Raw genomic sequence first — 15,637 nt, 5'->3', positions numbered from 1 at the left:
GACTATATTTTACCAAAAAGGGATGTTTTTTTGTTCATTTTTAGATATAATGTTGTGAATTCTTTCAGTCATATCAAGTGTTTACTAGTGTTTTTCGACTGCGAAAGTTGAGTTCCTAATTGTTCATAGATTTAAGGGGCAGCGCATCATATTTTTGATACGATTTGCCCTTTTTCCTGCTGGCTAATATTCTAAATCGCAAGTTTGTCCCTAATACACCTGCTTGACTTAAAATTCCCCCTCAAGCTCCATTTAGTAAAGCCGTTTTTCCCGCACTGACTAATCCGCAGTTCCGCTCGAAATCAGGTGAACAGTATTTTTTTCTGTCTCTCATCATTAGTGCGTTGGGGTTAGCCAACATTTTATTAATCCTTCCCGCCAACTTGTTTCCCTAAAAACTATAGTTTACCTAATAAAAATATGCTCGGAAAATAAATACAATCCAAAGCAAATATTGACAAATATCCATTCACTCTTTAGAATAATATTAATTAATCGATATATTCAGAATTTTCTCCTTACATACAAAAGGACTATTATTGCGTATTACCCATCCATTAACATATCTGAGTATTTTAATAAATAAGTTTTTAAGGGAGGGAAGTTGATGGAGCTGGATATTGCAATTGATGAAAAGGCAAAACAATTGATTTCGAAAAAAGGAAATTTAATAACTATCTCCAGTCAATCTATTGAAAACTGCTGTGTACCGATAAATGAAGTATCTGTCTTATTCAATAAGCCTGATAATCCGCAAATGTTTAATGAAATGAAAACAGGAAACATCTCTCTATATGTTGATAAAAAACTCGAATTCAAAAATCAATTAATTAATATCAAACACACTGGAGTTGGTCCCTTTCAAACGGTCAAGGTCGATAGTATCGTCCGCTTTTAGTCATGATTCCATATGTTCTCCAAACTGTATTCACTGGGGGTATTTACGTGCAGCAGCCGAACAAGTTAATCCGTTTTGCCAATGACCTGGCAAATAAATATACTGTTTTCTTTGATGTCTACCGTGATGAAAGATTAGACGAGTTTTCGCTGCCGTTTATGGCGATTTACAGAAGGCGGGATGAGCGCTATATGCTCTCCAAAAAAATTAAAGTCTATGGCGTGGAAAATCAGCAGCTTATATTTACATCAATATCTGAAGAAAAACTTACTTCAGATTATTTAAAGCGCTTTCAACAAGCTATCGAGAAAAATATGTTTGAATATATTCCAGACAATGATGAACATATGTCAACGATCGTTTTAGGAATCACGATAACGGATCAAGAATTAGATGGAAAAATAATAAAGGAGGTGAAGCGCTCAAGGAGATTAAAATTTTTAAAGTTTGGTTTCCATGGATGGATCGAAATGTATGCAGCAGTAATCAACTTAAAGAATCGCACCCTCTATGTACACCCGAAAGGCAAGCCATTTTTGAGTTCCATTCAAAAAATGTTAAAGGAGGAAGAAGTTAAATTATGAGTGGCATCGTTTTAATGGTCATTGCTGCAATTATTTTCATTGTTGCCTACTTTACTTACGGAAGATATCTGGAAAAGAAATTGCAAGTAGACCCGAACCGGAAAACTCCTGCAATCGAAATGGCAGATGGGGTAGATTACGTGGCGGCGAAAAAACCCGTACTTTTAGGACACCATTTTGCTACCATTGCTGGGGGTGGACCAATTGTCGGACCGATTACGGCAGCTGTTTTTGGCTGGATTCCGGCTGTTCTATGGATTATTTTAGGCAGTATTTTCTTTGGCGGAGTTCACGACTACGGATCATTGCAAGCATCCATTCGTCATCGGGCGCAGTCTATCGGGACAATTATTAAGGAATATATCGGTAAACGCGGTCAAACTTTATTTTTATCCTTTTCCATTGCAACGCTTATCCTTATTGTAGGCGTATTCTGTGTATTAGTTGCCGATACCTTTGAAGCAACACCAGCCGCTGCTACAGCATCATTATTATTCATCGCTGTCGCAATGATTTTCGGATTTGTAGTGAACCAATTACGTGTAAACTTTATTGGCGCAAGCATTATTGGCGTTGTTGTCATGTTTCTTTGCGTTTGGCTGGGAATCCTATTCCCGATTCAGCTTAGTGCACCTACATGGATTGTTGTTTTACTTATTTATGCCTACGTGGCATCGATTTTACCTGTGTGGGTTTTATTGCAGCCGCGGGATTATTTGAATTCCTATTTATTATACGGAATGATGCTAGGCGGATTTATCGGAATTCTATTTGCCAACCCTACAATTGAGTTAGCAGGATTTACAGGGTTCTATAATGATACACTCGGTCCGTTATTCCCGATTTTATTCATTACCATTGCTTGTGGTGCAATCTCAGGATTCCACTCTCTTGTTGCCAGCGGAACTACCGCCAAACAATTAGACAATGAGAAAAACGGCAAATTTATCGCCTACGGTGGAATGTTAATTGAAGGCTTTCTGGCAGTGATTGTCGTTATCTCCGTTGCCTATTTGACAACTGGAGCATTTACAGATCGTTTAGCTGAAGCAGGAGGGCCAATTCCTACTTTTGCTTTAGGTCTGGCACACTTTATGAGTTCCTTTGGACTGCCGGAAGCAACTGGTGTAACCTTTGTTTCCCTTGCAGCTTCCGCTTTCTTAATGACAACACTTGACTCGGCTACCCGCTTAGGTAAATATGCAGTACAGGAATTCGCAGAAGGCAGGAGCAAATTTTTCCATAACCATCACATTGCAACCCTTGTTATCGTTGCCGGTGCAGGTGCTTTAGCATTTTCCGGAACTTGGGCTGATCTCTGGCCGCTCTTCGGATCAGCGAATCAAATGTTAGGAGCGTTAGCGCTTCTTGCCATTAGTACGTGGTTAGTGAGAAGAGGAGTTAAATCTTTATTTACTTTAATCCCGATGGTATTTATGTTCGTCCTGACCCTTTCAGCATTAGCTGTTCTTATGTATCAAAACTTCACCGTCGGCAACTGGCTTTTGACCATCTCTGGGTTTATATTATTTGTATTGTGTGTCTTCCTCATTATTGAGGCTTGGAATTCCTATGTTTCCTATAAGAAAGATTCGACTGTGAAAGCATCTTAATATACCATTGTTCCCAGCCTAGCGGTAAGAATTCGGTTCAAAAATGCGTTAATCCTTTTACAAATTAGGAGGATTAACGCATTTTTCTTTTTGGATGCATTCCAGTAAATAAATACTATAATGCTAACATTTAACTGCTGCACATTTTAGATAAAAAAATAGATATTTCAGCTCAATACAAAATCATTGCTGCCGTATAGTATTGGAATGAAGGAGGGAACGTGAAGATGGACTATGAAATGGCTAGTTTTTTTATTTTTCAATTCGTCGGAGGTTTTGTCGTATTTGCTGCCATTCAAACTTTATTCTTTTTCGGACGAAAATCGATATTCATTAAAATGTTGCCTTTACTATCACTAATCAGCATTTTAGCAATTACCATTCCTGTGTTTGGATTATATCTGATTCTTTTTACCATACCTGTTATAGAATCTTGTATCATCGTTTCCATTGCTGCGGTTTTAGCTGAGTACTTTGTGACCATACACGATGAAGAAAAAGGAAGGAAAAAGCAGAAAATATTATTGCTTCTTGGTTTATCTCTTTTGCTTTTCTATGTATTACTTCGGTCCTTTCTATGGGTTAAAACCTTTTCTTATTAGGATTCAGAATATTTCAAAAAAAGAATCTGTTAGATTTTATTGTTAATAATGCCAAAAAACAAACTTCTATTTCGCAATACGGTCTTCTTTAACTGAAGTACCAGTTAATAACAGTTATGATGCTTATAGCTGCGAATTATCCTCAACCAATGAAAAAGAAAAACAGCAATATTTCCTATAACAAGTACTCCAATCCAAACATTATTCTGCACCGCCGTCTTATTAGAATAATCCTGCACGCACCATTGGCTAAATAGAAATGATGTTTATAATAGCAAATTTAGTTAATCCGAATGCATCATAAGTTTCTAAAACATCGTATTAAATTCCCAATGGCTTATACATTTGCTCGTTTCAAGATTTGAAAAATCTCTCCACCCATGTTAATAAGGGTAGAGAGATTTTTCGGTTCCCTTGGAAATAATTCGGATATCATTCGAAAAGTTTTAATTCCTATTTCGTCATCTGAGACAATACGGTATCAAAAGCTTCCAATGTCAGATTTATTTCCTTATCGCCATGTACTGTAGATAAGTTATAGCGGTTTAACGGTTTTGTATATATTCCTTTAGCAAGCAAACGGAAATCCAGTTCTTTTCTCGTGGCAAAATCAGCCTGCTGCAAATCACGGTAGTTTCTCACTTGTTTTTCCGTCAGGACAACGTTAAAGATCGTGCCCGCTCCGATTGCTTGCATCGGTATTCCCCGTTGGGCAAAAAGGATTTCCAATCCTGCCTTTAATTTTTCTGTCCTTTGCAATACCTGTTCCATCTCTTGTTCTAACACTTTAATCGTTGCCAGCCCGGCTGCCAGTACTGTCGGATGGCCATTATATGTTCCGCTATGAAACAGAACATCTTTTGCCGACGACTTTCTGCTTTGGCTGCTGTCGAAAACATCGGAAGAAGCTGCAGGTGCGCTTGTCATCATAATTTCTTCTTTACCGCCAACAATTCCTACAGGAAATCCTCCCCCAACCACTTTACCAAGTGCCGTTAAATCCGGCTTGACGTTGTAAAGACCTTGAGCACCGCACAGTCCTAAACGAAAACCAGTTTTTACTTCATCAAAGATCAGGACGATGCCCAACTCTTCGGTAATCTTTCTCAGTCCGTGCATAAATGCAGGTTCGGCAGGAATGAACCCGCCTTGTACCGGCTCAAGAATGACTGCTGCAATCTCCTCTTTATATTTCGTTAATAATTGTGACGTATGTTCAAGATCATTAAAAGGAAGTATGATCGTATGTTCTTCATGATACGGGTCTACGCCTTTTGATTCAACAACGGATTTCGGCGCGTGCGGGTGTCCTGCTTCTTCCAGCGACGGATTAATGCTTAGCAATACTTGATCATAACCGCCGTGGTAATGTCCTTCAAATTTCGCAATTTTCGTTTTTCCGGTGTACGCATAGGCTAATCGTATGGCAAGCAAGGTTGCTTCGGTTCCAGAATTAGTGTAGCGAATTCGTTCCATACTTGGGTAAAGCGTTTTTATTTTCTCCCCCATTTCCAGTTCCAAATGATGCGGTGTTCCAAATAATAACGTTCCATCGTCCTCTAATTGTTTTTGTACCGCCTGAATAATATCCGTATGTCCATGTCCGAGCATTAACGCCCCATAAGAGAGGAGATAATCGATATACTCGTTTCCGTCCAGGTCGTACAAATAGGCTCCCTTCCCTTTTTGCATAAATATCGGATACGGAACAAACGATTTGATGTTGGCTGTCACCCCGCCAGGCATAATTTCCTTTGCCTTCTGGAAGATAGCTTTTGACTTGACTGTCTGTTCCTCAAACTCCGTAAGGTAATGACTTTTAATTAGGACCACCCAATAAACCTCCCATTAAGGAAATAATTATTTAATATTATATTTATAAATGAAATGTTTATTACATTATAAGCGAAAAAGTCCGTTTTGTGAATAATTTTGGATTAAAAATTTCATTAAATTTAATTATATGAAATTTTTATTTCAATAATTTTCCAATTGTGCAAATGTAATTTATAATGAAATCAGGATGAAGGAGGGCTATTAATGGAGAAGAAAAATGTGTATCAATTAATTGCGGAAAAAATGCCACAAATGAGCAAATCACAGAAAAAACTGGCTTCCTATATTCTGCACAATACGAATAATGTTCCATTTTATACGGTTGCAGCATTAGCAGAACGGGCCGGAGTCAGCGAAGCTTCCGTCGTCCGCTTTGCAGTCTTTTTAGGATACTCCGGTTACCGTGAGCTGCAAAATGAAATGCAAAATTCTGTTCAGATGCAATTAACGACCAGAGATCGAATCAAAATTTCCTCGCAAGTGTACGATGATTCCAATCAGGCTGTCTATGACATTTTTAAAGATGACATCGCCAATATTCGTTCAACGATGGAAAATCTAGATACGAAGGCTCTGACAGATGTCGTCGATATTTTGCTCAAAGGAAAGGAAATTTATATTACCGCCAACCGAAGCTCTGTCTCCCTCGGTATGTTTCTCGAATACTATTTGGATATCATTTTAGGGAATACTCATTTGCTCGGTCCCGTGGAAAATAAGCCAGAACAGCTGCATCGGCTGAATAAAAAGGATGTCGTCGTTGGCATCAGTTTTGCCCGTTATTCAACGAGTACGGTCAATATGATGGCATTTGCAAAAGAACGGGGCGCAACGACGATTGCGATTACCGACAGTCTGCTTTCCCCGCTTATTCCTTATGGAGATGTCGTACTGACCGCTTCCAGCCAGCTGCCGACCTTTTTTGATTCTTTCGTTGCCCCATTAAGTCTAATCAATACGCTGATTACGTTTATCGGGAAGAAAAGAATGGAAGAATCAGAGGAACGGTTGGAAAAATTGGAGGAAATATGGGAACGGTTCGGCACGTTTTACTCTGGTCAAGGAAAGTAGTAATCATTTTCCTGTGAAACGGGATTTCTTTGCCGGCTCTGTTTACATTTTTTCCAGTGTCAACCGTGAGATGCTTTCTCTTGGCTGATTCTCATCCTTTTTTCGCTAAAATCTGCCGTGACTAGCGCTCTCTCGGTCGATTCCCATCCCTTTTTTCTGAAATCTGCCGTGACTAGCGCTCTCTCGGCTGATTCTCATCCTTTTTTCGCTAAAATCTGCCGTGACTAGCGCTCTCTCGGTCGATTCCCATCCTTTTTTCGCTAAAATCTGCCGTGACAAGTGCTCTCTCGATTGATTTCGCTGAAACTTGCCGTTGGACATACACAAATTTAGGAGATAGCATCTCACCAATATTTAACAATACATTCAGTTCCGGTTCTTTCTTGTCGGTATTTCCAACGAAAGAATATCTTCCTCTAAACTTAGTATTTTTTGTTCGACCATCACTTTTGCATCATTTACTCCTTGGTTATAACAATATGGTCCTATCTCTTTAAGGATAAAATCAAGCAGATTTTCTGCAGCCAAATTGCCGATTTCTTCGGACAGCTCATTGTAAAAATAATCTTGCAGCGACTGAACGATTTCTTCTCTATTCTCTTTCGGGATTCGAATCATTCTGATAATCCTTCCTTTCTCTGTTACTCCTTCCACTATACAACTTCATAAAAAATGAAGCATCTGCTAGTATTCATCTTAGCAGATGCTCTTCAATTATATAAACGGATTGTAAAAACGGCTGCCGTCATAAAAAGTAATGACCAGGGACGCGATAAGAATAATAATGCCAAATAAAATCACAATATAATCCAATCTCTGAAACGGTTTGGAGCTATACCAAGTACGTTTTTTCTTTTTGCCAAACCTTCTTAATTCCATGGCGTTGCTAATAACCTCAATCCGCTCCAAGGTTGAAAATATTAGCGGGAAAATGATGGAAGCAACATTCTTTACCCGTTTCCATAGCTTTTCCTTTCTTGATATGTCGATGCCCCTTGCTTGTTGCGCTACGGCAATTGTCCGGAATTCCCGCTGGATATCGGGGATATACCGGAGGGCCAGGGAAACCGAATAGGCTATTTTATAATTTACCCCGATTTTATTAAGTGACGCAGCAAACTCGCTTGGATGAGTAGTAACTATGAACAATAATGCTGCTGGTATAACTGCGAAATATTTTAATGTGACATTGAATTGGTAAAAAAGCTGCTCCAAGGTCACATTATACCTTCCGACGATGTCAAACAAGACATGGCTCGTGCCATATATTTTTACGCCTTCCTGCGGCGAGAAAAGATAAATGGCTATATTGTTTAATAAAAGGAAAGCTAAAATAAAAATAAGAATAAAGCTAACTTCCTGAATTTTTATTTTGGAAATAATAAAGGCAGCAATACTAAGCATGAAAAGTCCGACTAGTACCCGTGTATCGTAGGTAAGCATTGCTGCGGTCGAATATAGAATAAATAAAATCAGTTTAGTCGCACCGGATAAGGAATGGACAGGCGACTTTCGATCAACATAGTTTAACAATTCTTTCGCCATGTCATCCTTTCCTCCTTATCTACATCGATAAATGCTGCAACAAAATCAATCGGGTCCTTTATCCCTGCTTTTACCGCCAATTCAAAAAGCGATGTAATTTTTAAATTTGTTTTTTCAACCACTTCCGTATTTGTCAAAATATTAACGGAAGAATCATCTGCAATTACGCGCCCATCGGCAATGGCAATTGCCCTTGGTGTATACTCCAGCATCAAGTGCATATCGTGGGTAATCATTAAAATCGTTATGCCTTGCTGATTTAGTTCATTCAAAAACTCCATTATCTCTGTATAATGACGCAAATCTTGTCCTGCTGTCGGTTCATCCAGTATCAACACCTCAGGTTCCAGCGCCAAAATGGAAGCGATTGTTACTCGCTTCTTTTGTCCGAAACTGAGGGCAGAAATCGGCCAGTTACGGAAGGGATACAACCCGCAAATTTTTAGCGTCGCTTCCACTCTTTCCCTTATCTCCTTCTCCGGCAAACCGCGCATCACTAGGCCGAGGGCAACTTCATCGTATATCATATGTTTGGAAATCATATGGTTCGGATTTTGCATAACAAGACCGATTTTACTGGACCGTTCCGCAATCGTTTCATTCGTAATATCTTCATTTTTATACAAAATTTTTCCGGATTGATTTCTTTCCATTCCGCAAATAATTTTCGACAGGGTGGATTTACCCGCACCGTTCTTCCCTACGATGCTGACCATTTCCCCCTTGTGAATTGTGAAGGAGATATCGTGAATTGTTGTTGTATCTTCGTCATAGCCGAAATAAATATTCTTAAGTTCTAAGATCGGTTCTTCTTTTTTCGCTTGTTTCAACGGGGCTCTGGCGTTATGCCACTCCAAAAGCTTATCCCTGCATTCTTCGATTTTCAAATTGGCTAAATTGGCAGGGAGCATATCCGGAGTTACCTTCACTCCTGCATACTTCAGCGCTTTCACATATAATGGCTCCCTTAAATGACAAGTTTCCAACACATTGGAAGCAAGCAGTTTATTCGGGTCTAGATCACTGACAATCCGACCTTCGTCGATGACAATAATCCGGTCCACTTCCTGAGACAATACATCCTCTAAGCGGTGCTCGACAATGATAATCGTTGTGTTCGTCTCTTTTTGGACTTGGTCGATGATCGTCATCGCCTGTACGCCGGTTGCAGGGTCTAAGTTTGCAAGTGGTTCATCAAACAATAAAATGTCTGCTTCATTCACAATAACACCTGCAATCGAAACCCGCTGTTTTTGTCCTCCGGAAAGCTCATGAATGGAAGAGGAGATTTTCTCTTCCATATCAACCAATTTTGCTGCTTTGGCAACTTCTTTTTTCATTTCATCTTGTGGCACAGCTTCATTTTCGAGAGCAAATGCGATATCTTCACCAACAGTTAGCCCGATAAATTGACCGTCCGGATCTTGGAGCACTGTTCCAACCCATTTTGACAGGGTGAATATGTCGAGATCTTGCGTTTCCTCCCCTTTAATTTTTAAACTGCCTTTAATTTCTCCTTTATAAGAGAACGGTACTAGCCCATTGATACAATGGGCTAGCGTACTTTTGCCGGAACCGGACGGGCCGACAATAACAACTTTTTCCCCTTCATAAATAGTGAGATTCACGTCATAAAGCGTTGGTTCCATTTGACTGTTGTATTTAAATGAAAAATTTTCAAACTGAATAATCGGCTTTTTCATGATAGACTCCTTAAAGTATGATGGTTATTCCTTTCTTAAACTATTATCTTTAACTCTAGTTTTGGCATAGGCAGCTAATAAAATCGTACCAATGATGGCGACAGAAACAATGTTGGCAGATGCAGCAACCAATCCTTGCACAAATACTTTGTTGGCCGGCTCTGCATAAATCAGAATATCGAGTACCGGAGCAACTACAACCCAGCCGATTGCTTGAACTGCTGCTTGGATAAGATTAAATGAAATGATTTCCTTTTTTCCAAAATCACCACGTTCGATATTAATCCGATTTTTAAAAAGTCCGATCAATAAACCGATAAACGCGGAGACGATTACCCAGCTCCACCAGACAGAGCCGTAAGATAACGCATCTGTCAAGGCATGACCGATTAATCCGATAAGCGCACCTGCAATTGGTCCAAAAACAACTGCCATCAATGAAAGAAATGCATAAGCAGTCTGAATGTTTGTATTTGGTATTCCGGTCGGGATGACGACAAATCTCATCAAAATCGCAAATACAGCTGCTCCAATCCCAATAGCCACAATCGTTCTAATTGATAATTTATTCATTTTACATTCCCCTTTTCTAAAATTTATTTTAATTAAAAATTCCTTGCGGTTTTCGGATGGTAATTTTCCAATTCGCCCCTGTCTCGATATGATATGCTTTGGCAAAAGATCCTTGGTTGATGGCAACACCAATTTTGTCCAGCGAATTGACAAATAATATCGGTTCCCCTAATCTGCTGTCGGCAAAAGACCTGCCAAATTTAATGATGTTTTTATAAATGTGGCGACGATTATTCTCAATGGTGACTTCTAAATTATCGCCATATTTAATTCCCAGCTTTTTGAATATTTCCCTGCCGATATTTGTCCAAATATTTCCAAATCGCACATCCAGAATATCGATGTTGCCTACTACCGCATCTTCTGTATAGCTTGGCTGAGCAATTGGCAATTCTACAAGTTTCTCCACTTCCAGGGATGGTCCTACCTGTTCATAGGTGATAACACCCGCTGCAAGCCGTGCCGCTGTATAAGCATAGACATCCCGGCCATGAAACGTGTATGATTCTCCTGAATTCGGCAGACGGTTTATCTTTTCATCGATAATTCTCGCCTCGGTAATCCCGATATACTCTTTTACATGTGTAAGTGTCCCGTTATCAGGAGTGACGATAAACTGATTATTTTTCGTTTTGGCTACAACACTAAGTCTTTTTGTGCCGACTCCCGGATCCACAACCGATACAAACACAGTTCCTTCCGGCCAGTAATTAATCGTCTGAAAAAGACGGTACGATCCGTCCCAAATATTGTACTGTGGTATGTCATGGGTTAAATTGTAAATACTTAGTTCTGGATCCACGGACAGAGCTACACCATGCATAGCACTGACCGCACCGTCGCTTAGCCCAAAGTCTGTTTGCAATACTAAATGTCGCTTGCTCATCTTGTCTACCTCCATCATTTTTCTCTAAGCAATTAAAAAAACCACATCATTACCGAACAAACGGTAAGGACGTGGATTACTCACGTGGTACCACCTTACTTCACTGCATGCTCACGCATACAGCCTCATTAAGTACTCGAGTCCAATATGACTCTTCATACTCTGGTGTTGATAACGAGCACCAAATCTCGTCGGAACCTACTAGTATCGAGCGGATACGTTCAGCACGCAACTCCGAGGCCATTTTTCAGATTCGTATTTCTGCTTCTTCTCAGCTACCGAAGCTCTCTGTGAGAAATAACTAAATCCTACTTTTCCTCTTCATCGTCTTTAAAAAGCGGTATGTTCAAATGTTGAATACATTATAGGAAATATTTTTCATAAAAGCAAGCCCTATTTATAATTTTCTTTTTATTCGAATATTCTTCGGCTTATCTGTTCATGTTTGACTAGAAAATGATAAAGATAGTATAAGGATTTTACTGATTAAACATACATGCTAAAAACAAAGACTTTGCCGATTCCGAATAGCTACTAAAAATATTTTTCTTTACTCTTCAAAACAATAGCATCCCTGTTTAAGGTCTGCCATTGTTTTGACCATTCACATTTAAATTCTCATTTTAAACAAGGATTACTTAATAAGTATTTGAACTTTATCTGCATTTTCATCTGCCAAATCATCGAGCAGCTTATTCGCTTTCTCCATATATTCTTCATCAGTAGTCGGCTCGCCTATCATTTCCTCGATATAGGCAATGACATACACACTGATTTCATGATTTCTTTCAAGGTATTTTTCAAAATATTCTTCGGGATCCATGCCAAGTTTGGCAGCCTAGGTTTCTGCAAATTCACGAATTCCTTCTGCGAATTCGGTGTCAACATCTTCCGGCGGATATATTCCAATATCATGTTTCATTTCTTGAATTTCCTGCAGCTCTTGAGATACATCGATATTTAATCTTTTTACCTCTTGCTCGGCTAATTTTGCTTTAATTGTGCCATCGAGGGATTTAAGTATTTGATCATCAAGAAATAAAAAGCGCAAATCCCCAACCGTAATTTCTTCACCCCTCACAATTGCAGCAACATCTTCATCATCATACTTCGCTATATCACTGTCGCTGCATCCTGTCGTCATAACGAAACAGATTAGAAACATAAAACAATACAGCGTTCTCATCCGCTTCCCCCTTGTCAACATTTCATTACATGTTTTTCCAATTAGCAAACTATTGGAAAACGAAGCATTCTCCAGCAGAAATAAAATACCTATATTTCCTTTCGTATTCTAATATATCCATATTAAGTGATAAAAACTGGGAATTGAAGTTGTTTAAACCTTGTTAATAAATAGGAACAGGGGTTTAATAAAGGGATAAAAAAGTGCAAATGTTTGGACTCTGATATTTTCAATATTTTCTAAAATATGGATGATGAAAATGCTAGGGAGATGTACAATTAGCTTATAGGAGATCTTATTTTCTAATGATAGGTCAATCAAAGGAGAATTACAATGAATTATAACATTGAAACTTCATTGGGGGAAAATGAACAATTTTCATCTTTCTTACAGGAAAAAGTGAAAGAATTTAATAATAAGCATTCTGAACATCATAGAGAAATAAGAAAAAAAGGAGCGATTCAGCCAATAAATATTATTGTCTCCGATGAAGAGGGGAGATGGCTTGGAGGTATTCATGCTGATATTTATTGGAATTGGGTGGAGATAAACTATTTATGGATTCGGGATGATTTCAGAGGCAAAGGCTTAGGCAGTCAACTTCTGGAACGTGCTGAAAAATTGACGAAAAAATTAGGTGCCAGAAAAGCACTGTTAACTACTTTTGAATTTCAGTCCCGTTCTTTTTATGAAATCCATGGTTATCAAGTTGCAGGAGAAATAAAAGATTATCTTCCTGGCAGCAGCTATTATACAATGGTAAAAACATTAAGTTAGGTACCTTTAGTATATTAGGTGTCAAAAAGGTCTGTACCCCCTTAATCCATGGAATACAGACCTTTATTTAATCCTGCCGAGCCCATAACCAAACCTCCCTCCTAAATACCTCTAACACAACACGATAATTTTATTTGGAGTGGTTTGGGCCGGGATGCTTTTAGTGCTCGCTCCATAGACGACAACAAGATCTCGATTTGCAAGATTTCCTGTAAAAAGCTGCCCGTTTGTTAAAAATATTCTCGTATTTGGAGAAATATTCAACCGTAATTGTCCATCGCTGCTTAATAACTGACTATTAAAGTAATCAACTTTCACACTCTGATTTGAATTTTCCTTCACCATGACGAGCGCTGGATATTGTGGCGGATAAATAAGAATAACAGGTGCATCCCCATCGTAATATCCAGTAACCCGGTCTCCTACTGTCACCGTTTCATGGTCAACAAAATATGTGTCAGGCGATACGATGAAGTTTACGATCTGCCCCGATTCGTTTTCTAAAGTAAATAATTTATAACAGCCCGCATCAGCATCATTTGGACTGATAAAAAAACCACGGATTAATGTGACCGTCCCGTGAAAAGAATAAAAATTTGTCATAAGCTGCCTCCTAAGAACACTTGGTTTGCTTGCTGTACCATATGCGGGACCATGCCTATATGGAACTTTAATTCATGAAAAAGAAGGAAATGTTCCCCCTTTATTGAATATCAGTAATTAAGAAGGGTGCAGATTGATTTTGTCATTGCCTATACTTTTTTAATAGCATCGTAAAATATTCTATACAGAAAGAGAAAGGCGGGGATGGAATGGAAAGAATTATTTTATTTGATGGAGAGTGTCATTTTTGCGACCAAAGTGTGCAGTTTATCATCAAACGGGATCCGAAAGGACTTTTTAAGTTCGCTTCCCTGCAAAGTGATATCGGCAAAAGTTTATTGCTAAAATAGCATGCTCCAGAAGAAATAGACAGTCTTGTTTTTATTGAAGGCAAACATTGCTATTTCAAGTCAACCGCAGCCCTCCGCATTTGCAAAAGCCTAAAAAAGGAGCGTGGAAGCTGCTTTATATTCTATCTATAACTCCAAAGCCTTTCAGGGATCGATGTTATGAAATGATAGCAAAAAACAGATATAAATGGTTGGGCAAAAAGGAGAGCTGCATGTTGCCTGCGCCGGAAGAAAGAGAAAGGTTTTTATAGTAAAAATCAAAGGGGATGTTCATTATGTATCTTTACATTGCCACTATGCTAATAATTGGTGTGTTCATTTATACGGCTATCGCTCTAAAAAAACGATATCGTAAGACAAATTCTTTCAAATCATTACTGACACATATTTGTTTCCTGCTAATTGTAATACTGAACATTATGGCACCATTAATAAACATTCCAGGTTTATTAAGATGGTCGTTCACATTTATTTTGTTGATACTAGGTGCGTACTTCACAAAATATTTTCCTGAGTTTATAAAAGAAAAGTAGATCCTGAAATATTCACAGCTAAAATGATAATAAAAATTTAGTACTCTATTTTAACGTAATCGCCCACTTGACAGAAGTTATAACTATCTAACTAAAATAAACTGATTTTTCAATAGCCCTTTTCCATATTTTGGGCATACTTCCCCCTTGATTGAAAAATCAATTTTTTAGTTAGGAGAACGATTCTTTTCGTCACTCTAATTGAAGTTTTTGAATTCGATTCAGTACTTCCTAAAAGAAATTTTGGTACACGAAACTTGAGGATAGTGTGAAGTAAAGTGATCTGCCTGATTTCACCACTTTACTAGCCACTTTGATTAAGCGGGTGTGTATCGTTTCTATTTGCATGGTCTTTTGTCCCTCTGGAAAACAAAGGGTTCGTAGCCAATTGGTCAAATGATAAATAAGGAGTGTCAACATCATTTTTACTTCGTTTACCTGAAAAGTGTGGCTGTTCATATCATCAAAATAAAAACCATTTTTCGCTTCCTTGATATCGTTTTCCACAATTAACTTTAGATTTCAATCGTCAAACGCTGCAGTAAAAATTTAAGTTTACCCAAAAATAAAGCTTGACTTTGAAACAAAAACAGGCATCCGAAAATTTGGTGCAAAAGAGCACTTTTGATGCCTGTTTTTCTCTCTATGGATCCAAAATGGGACCATTTAATGGTAAAATAAACGAAAAAGCCCCCCAAGATGTCTGCTGAAATTTTATCGCCCAAAACAAAATTTATAAACACAAAGGAGACTTTTTCTATGTCTTTAACCAGGATATTTACACTACAAAACGATCAATTTTTCATTTTGCTTCCAACTTAAGTAAAGGGATGCAGAAGCCGAATAAAAATTTTATAATGGATTGCTTATTCGGGTT

At 38.4% G+C, this 15,637-nt stretch carries 15 protein-coding genes, 2 pseudogenes and 1 other annotated feature; of the genes and pseudogenes, 7 read left to right on the top strand and 10 right to left on the bottom strand.

What is annotated here, in order from left to right:
• The first annotated feature begins 607 nt into the window (after window positions 1-607).
• The 4 genes from IEV18_RS14835 (at window position 608) to IEV18_RS14820 (ending at window position 3,697) form a co-directional block, all read left to right on the top strand.
• Entirely contained in the window at window positions 608-898 is a 291-nt protein-coding gene (locus IEV18_RS14835) for a CC/Se motif family (seleno)protein (RefSeq protein ID WP_188393171.1), read from the top strand.
• Between the two features lie 47 nt (window positions 899-945).
• Window positions 946-1,482, top strand: coding sequence for a DUF8052 family protein (locus IEV18_RS14830; protein WP_229733675.1), 537 nt, complete (start codon window positions 946-948; stop codon window positions 1,480-1,482).
• Window positions 1,479-3,095: a carbon starvation CstA family protein gene (locus tag IEV18_RS14825; RefSeq protein ID WP_188393169.1), complete on the top strand. Its 1,617-nt coding sequence runs from the start codon at window positions 1,479-1,481 to the stop codon at window positions 3,093-3,095. Before IEV18_RS14830 ends, IEV18_RS14825 begins: the two co-directional genes overlap by 4 nt.
• A gap of 227 nt (window positions 3,096-3,322) precedes the next feature.
• Window positions 3,323-3,697, top strand: a complete 375-nt coding sequence (locus tag IEV18_RS14820) for a hypothetical protein (RefSeq protein ID WP_188393168.1) — start codon at window positions 3,323-3,325, stop codon at window positions 3,695-3,697.
• Window positions 3,698-4,150: 453 nt separating this feature from the next.
• On the opposite strand, the gene IEV18_RS14815 is transcribed toward IEV18_RS14820, so the two are convergent.
• Window positions 4,151-5,530 (bottom strand): aspartate aminotransferase family protein, encoded by a 1,380-nt coding sequence (locus IEV18_RS14815; RefSeq protein ID WP_188393167.1) that lies wholly within the window; start codon window positions 5,528-5,530, stop codon window positions 4,151-4,153.
• A 207-nt stretch (window positions 5,531-5,737) separates the two neighbouring features.
• Here IEV18_RS14815 and IEV18_RS14810 point away from each other — a divergent pair, with 207 nt between their 5' ends.
• Entirely contained in the window at window positions 5,738-6,604 is an 867-nt protein-coding gene (locus IEV18_RS14810; protein ID WP_188393166.1) for a MurR/RpiR family transcriptional regulator, read from the top strand.
• Window positions 6,605-6,970: 366 nt separating this feature from the next.
• On the opposite strand, the gene IEV18_RS14805 is transcribed toward IEV18_RS14810, so the two are convergent.
• The 7 genes from IEV18_RS14805 to IEV18_RS17310 all read right to left on the bottom strand — a co-directional run bounded on the left by IEV18_RS14805 (window position 6,971) and on the right by IEV18_RS17310 (window position 12,497).
• Entirely contained in the window at window positions 6,971-7,222 is a 252-nt protein-coding gene (locus tag IEV18_RS14805; protein WP_229733674.1) for a DUF2164 domain-containing protein, read from the bottom strand.
• Window positions 7,223-7,318: 96 nt separating this feature from the next.
• Window positions 7,319-8,149 (bottom strand): energy-coupling factor transporter transmembrane component T family protein, encoded by an 831-nt coding sequence (locus tag IEV18_RS14800; protein WP_188393165.1) that lies wholly within the window; start codon window positions 8,147-8,149, stop codon window positions 7,319-7,321.
• On the bottom strand, window positions 8,131-9,852 hold the full coding sequence (locus tag IEV18_RS14795) for an ABC transporter ATP-binding protein (RefSeq protein ID WP_188393164.1): 1,722 nt from the start codon (window positions 9,850-9,852) through the stop codon (window positions 8,131-8,133). The genes IEV18_RS14800 and IEV18_RS14795 overlap by 19 nt, the downstream gene beginning before the upstream one ends.
• A 24-nt stretch (window positions 9,853-9,876) precedes the next feature.
• On the bottom strand, window positions 9,877-10,425 hold the full coding sequence (locus tag IEV18_RS14790; RefSeq protein WP_188393163.1) for an ECF-type riboflavin transporter substrate-binding protein: 549 nt from the start codon (window positions 10,423-10,425) through the stop codon (window positions 9,877-9,879).
• A 28-nt stretch (window positions 10,426-10,453) separates the two neighbouring features.
• On the bottom strand, window positions 10,454-11,311 hold the full coding sequence (locus IEV18_RS14785; protein WP_188393162.1) for an SAM hydrolase/SAM-dependent halogenase family protein: 858 nt from the start codon (window positions 11,309-11,311) through the stop codon (window positions 10,454-10,456).
• A gap of 62 nt (window positions 11,312-11,373) precedes the next feature.
• Window positions 11,374-11,645 (bottom strand) — a binding site (T-box leader).
• Window positions 11,646-11,945: 300 nt separating this feature from the next.
• A complete protein-coding gene (locus IEV18_RS17315; RefSeq protein WP_229733673.1) occupies window positions 11,946-12,134 on the bottom strand; it encodes a hypothetical protein in 189 nt (62 codons plus the stop codon).
• A gap of 15 nt (window positions 12,135-12,149) precedes the next feature.
• A complete protein-coding gene (locus tag IEV18_RS17310) occupies window positions 12,150-12,497 on the bottom strand; it encodes a hypothetical protein (protein WP_229733672.1) in 348 nt (115 codons plus the stop codon).
• Window positions 12,498-12,830: 333 nt separating this feature from the next.
• On the opposite strand from IEV18_RS17310, the gene IEV18_RS14775 reads away from it, so the two are divergent.
• Entirely contained in the window at window positions 12,831-13,274 is a 444-nt protein-coding gene (locus IEV18_RS14775; protein WP_188393161.1) for a GNAT family N-acetyltransferase, read from the top strand.
• 111 nt (window positions 13,275-13,385) lie between these two features.
• Here the strand turns inward: IEV18_RS14775 and IEV18_RS14770 are convergent, their stop codons facing one another.
• A complete protein-coding gene (locus IEV18_RS14770) occupies window positions 13,386-13,877 on the bottom strand; it encodes a hypothetical protein (protein ID WP_188393160.1) in 492 nt (163 codons plus the stop codon).
• Window positions 13,878-14,086: 209 nt separating this feature from the next.
• Here IEV18_RS14770 and IEV18_RS14765 point away from each other — a divergent pair.
• Window positions 14,087-14,478 (top strand): annotated as a pseudogene (locus tag IEV18_RS14765) (thiol-disulfide oxidoreductase DCC family protein).
• A 513-nt stretch (window positions 14,479-14,991) separates the two neighbouring features.
• On the opposite strand, the pseudogene IEV18_RS14760 reads toward IEV18_RS14765, so the two are convergent.
• A pseudogene (locus IEV18_RS14760) lies at window positions 14,992-15,267 on the bottom strand (transposase); the annotation flags it as partial.
• Window positions 15,268-15,637 lie beyond the last annotated feature (370 nt).

The sequence above is a fragment of the Compostibacillus humi genome, from assembly GCF_014637175.1.
Classification (GTDB): domain Bacteria; phylum Bacillota; class Bacilli; order Bacillales; family Amphibacillaceae; genus Oceanobacillus; species Oceanobacillus humi.
The sequence above is the reverse complement of the archived record's forward strand: the minus strand, read 5'-3'. Positions and strand labels throughout refer to the sequence as shown.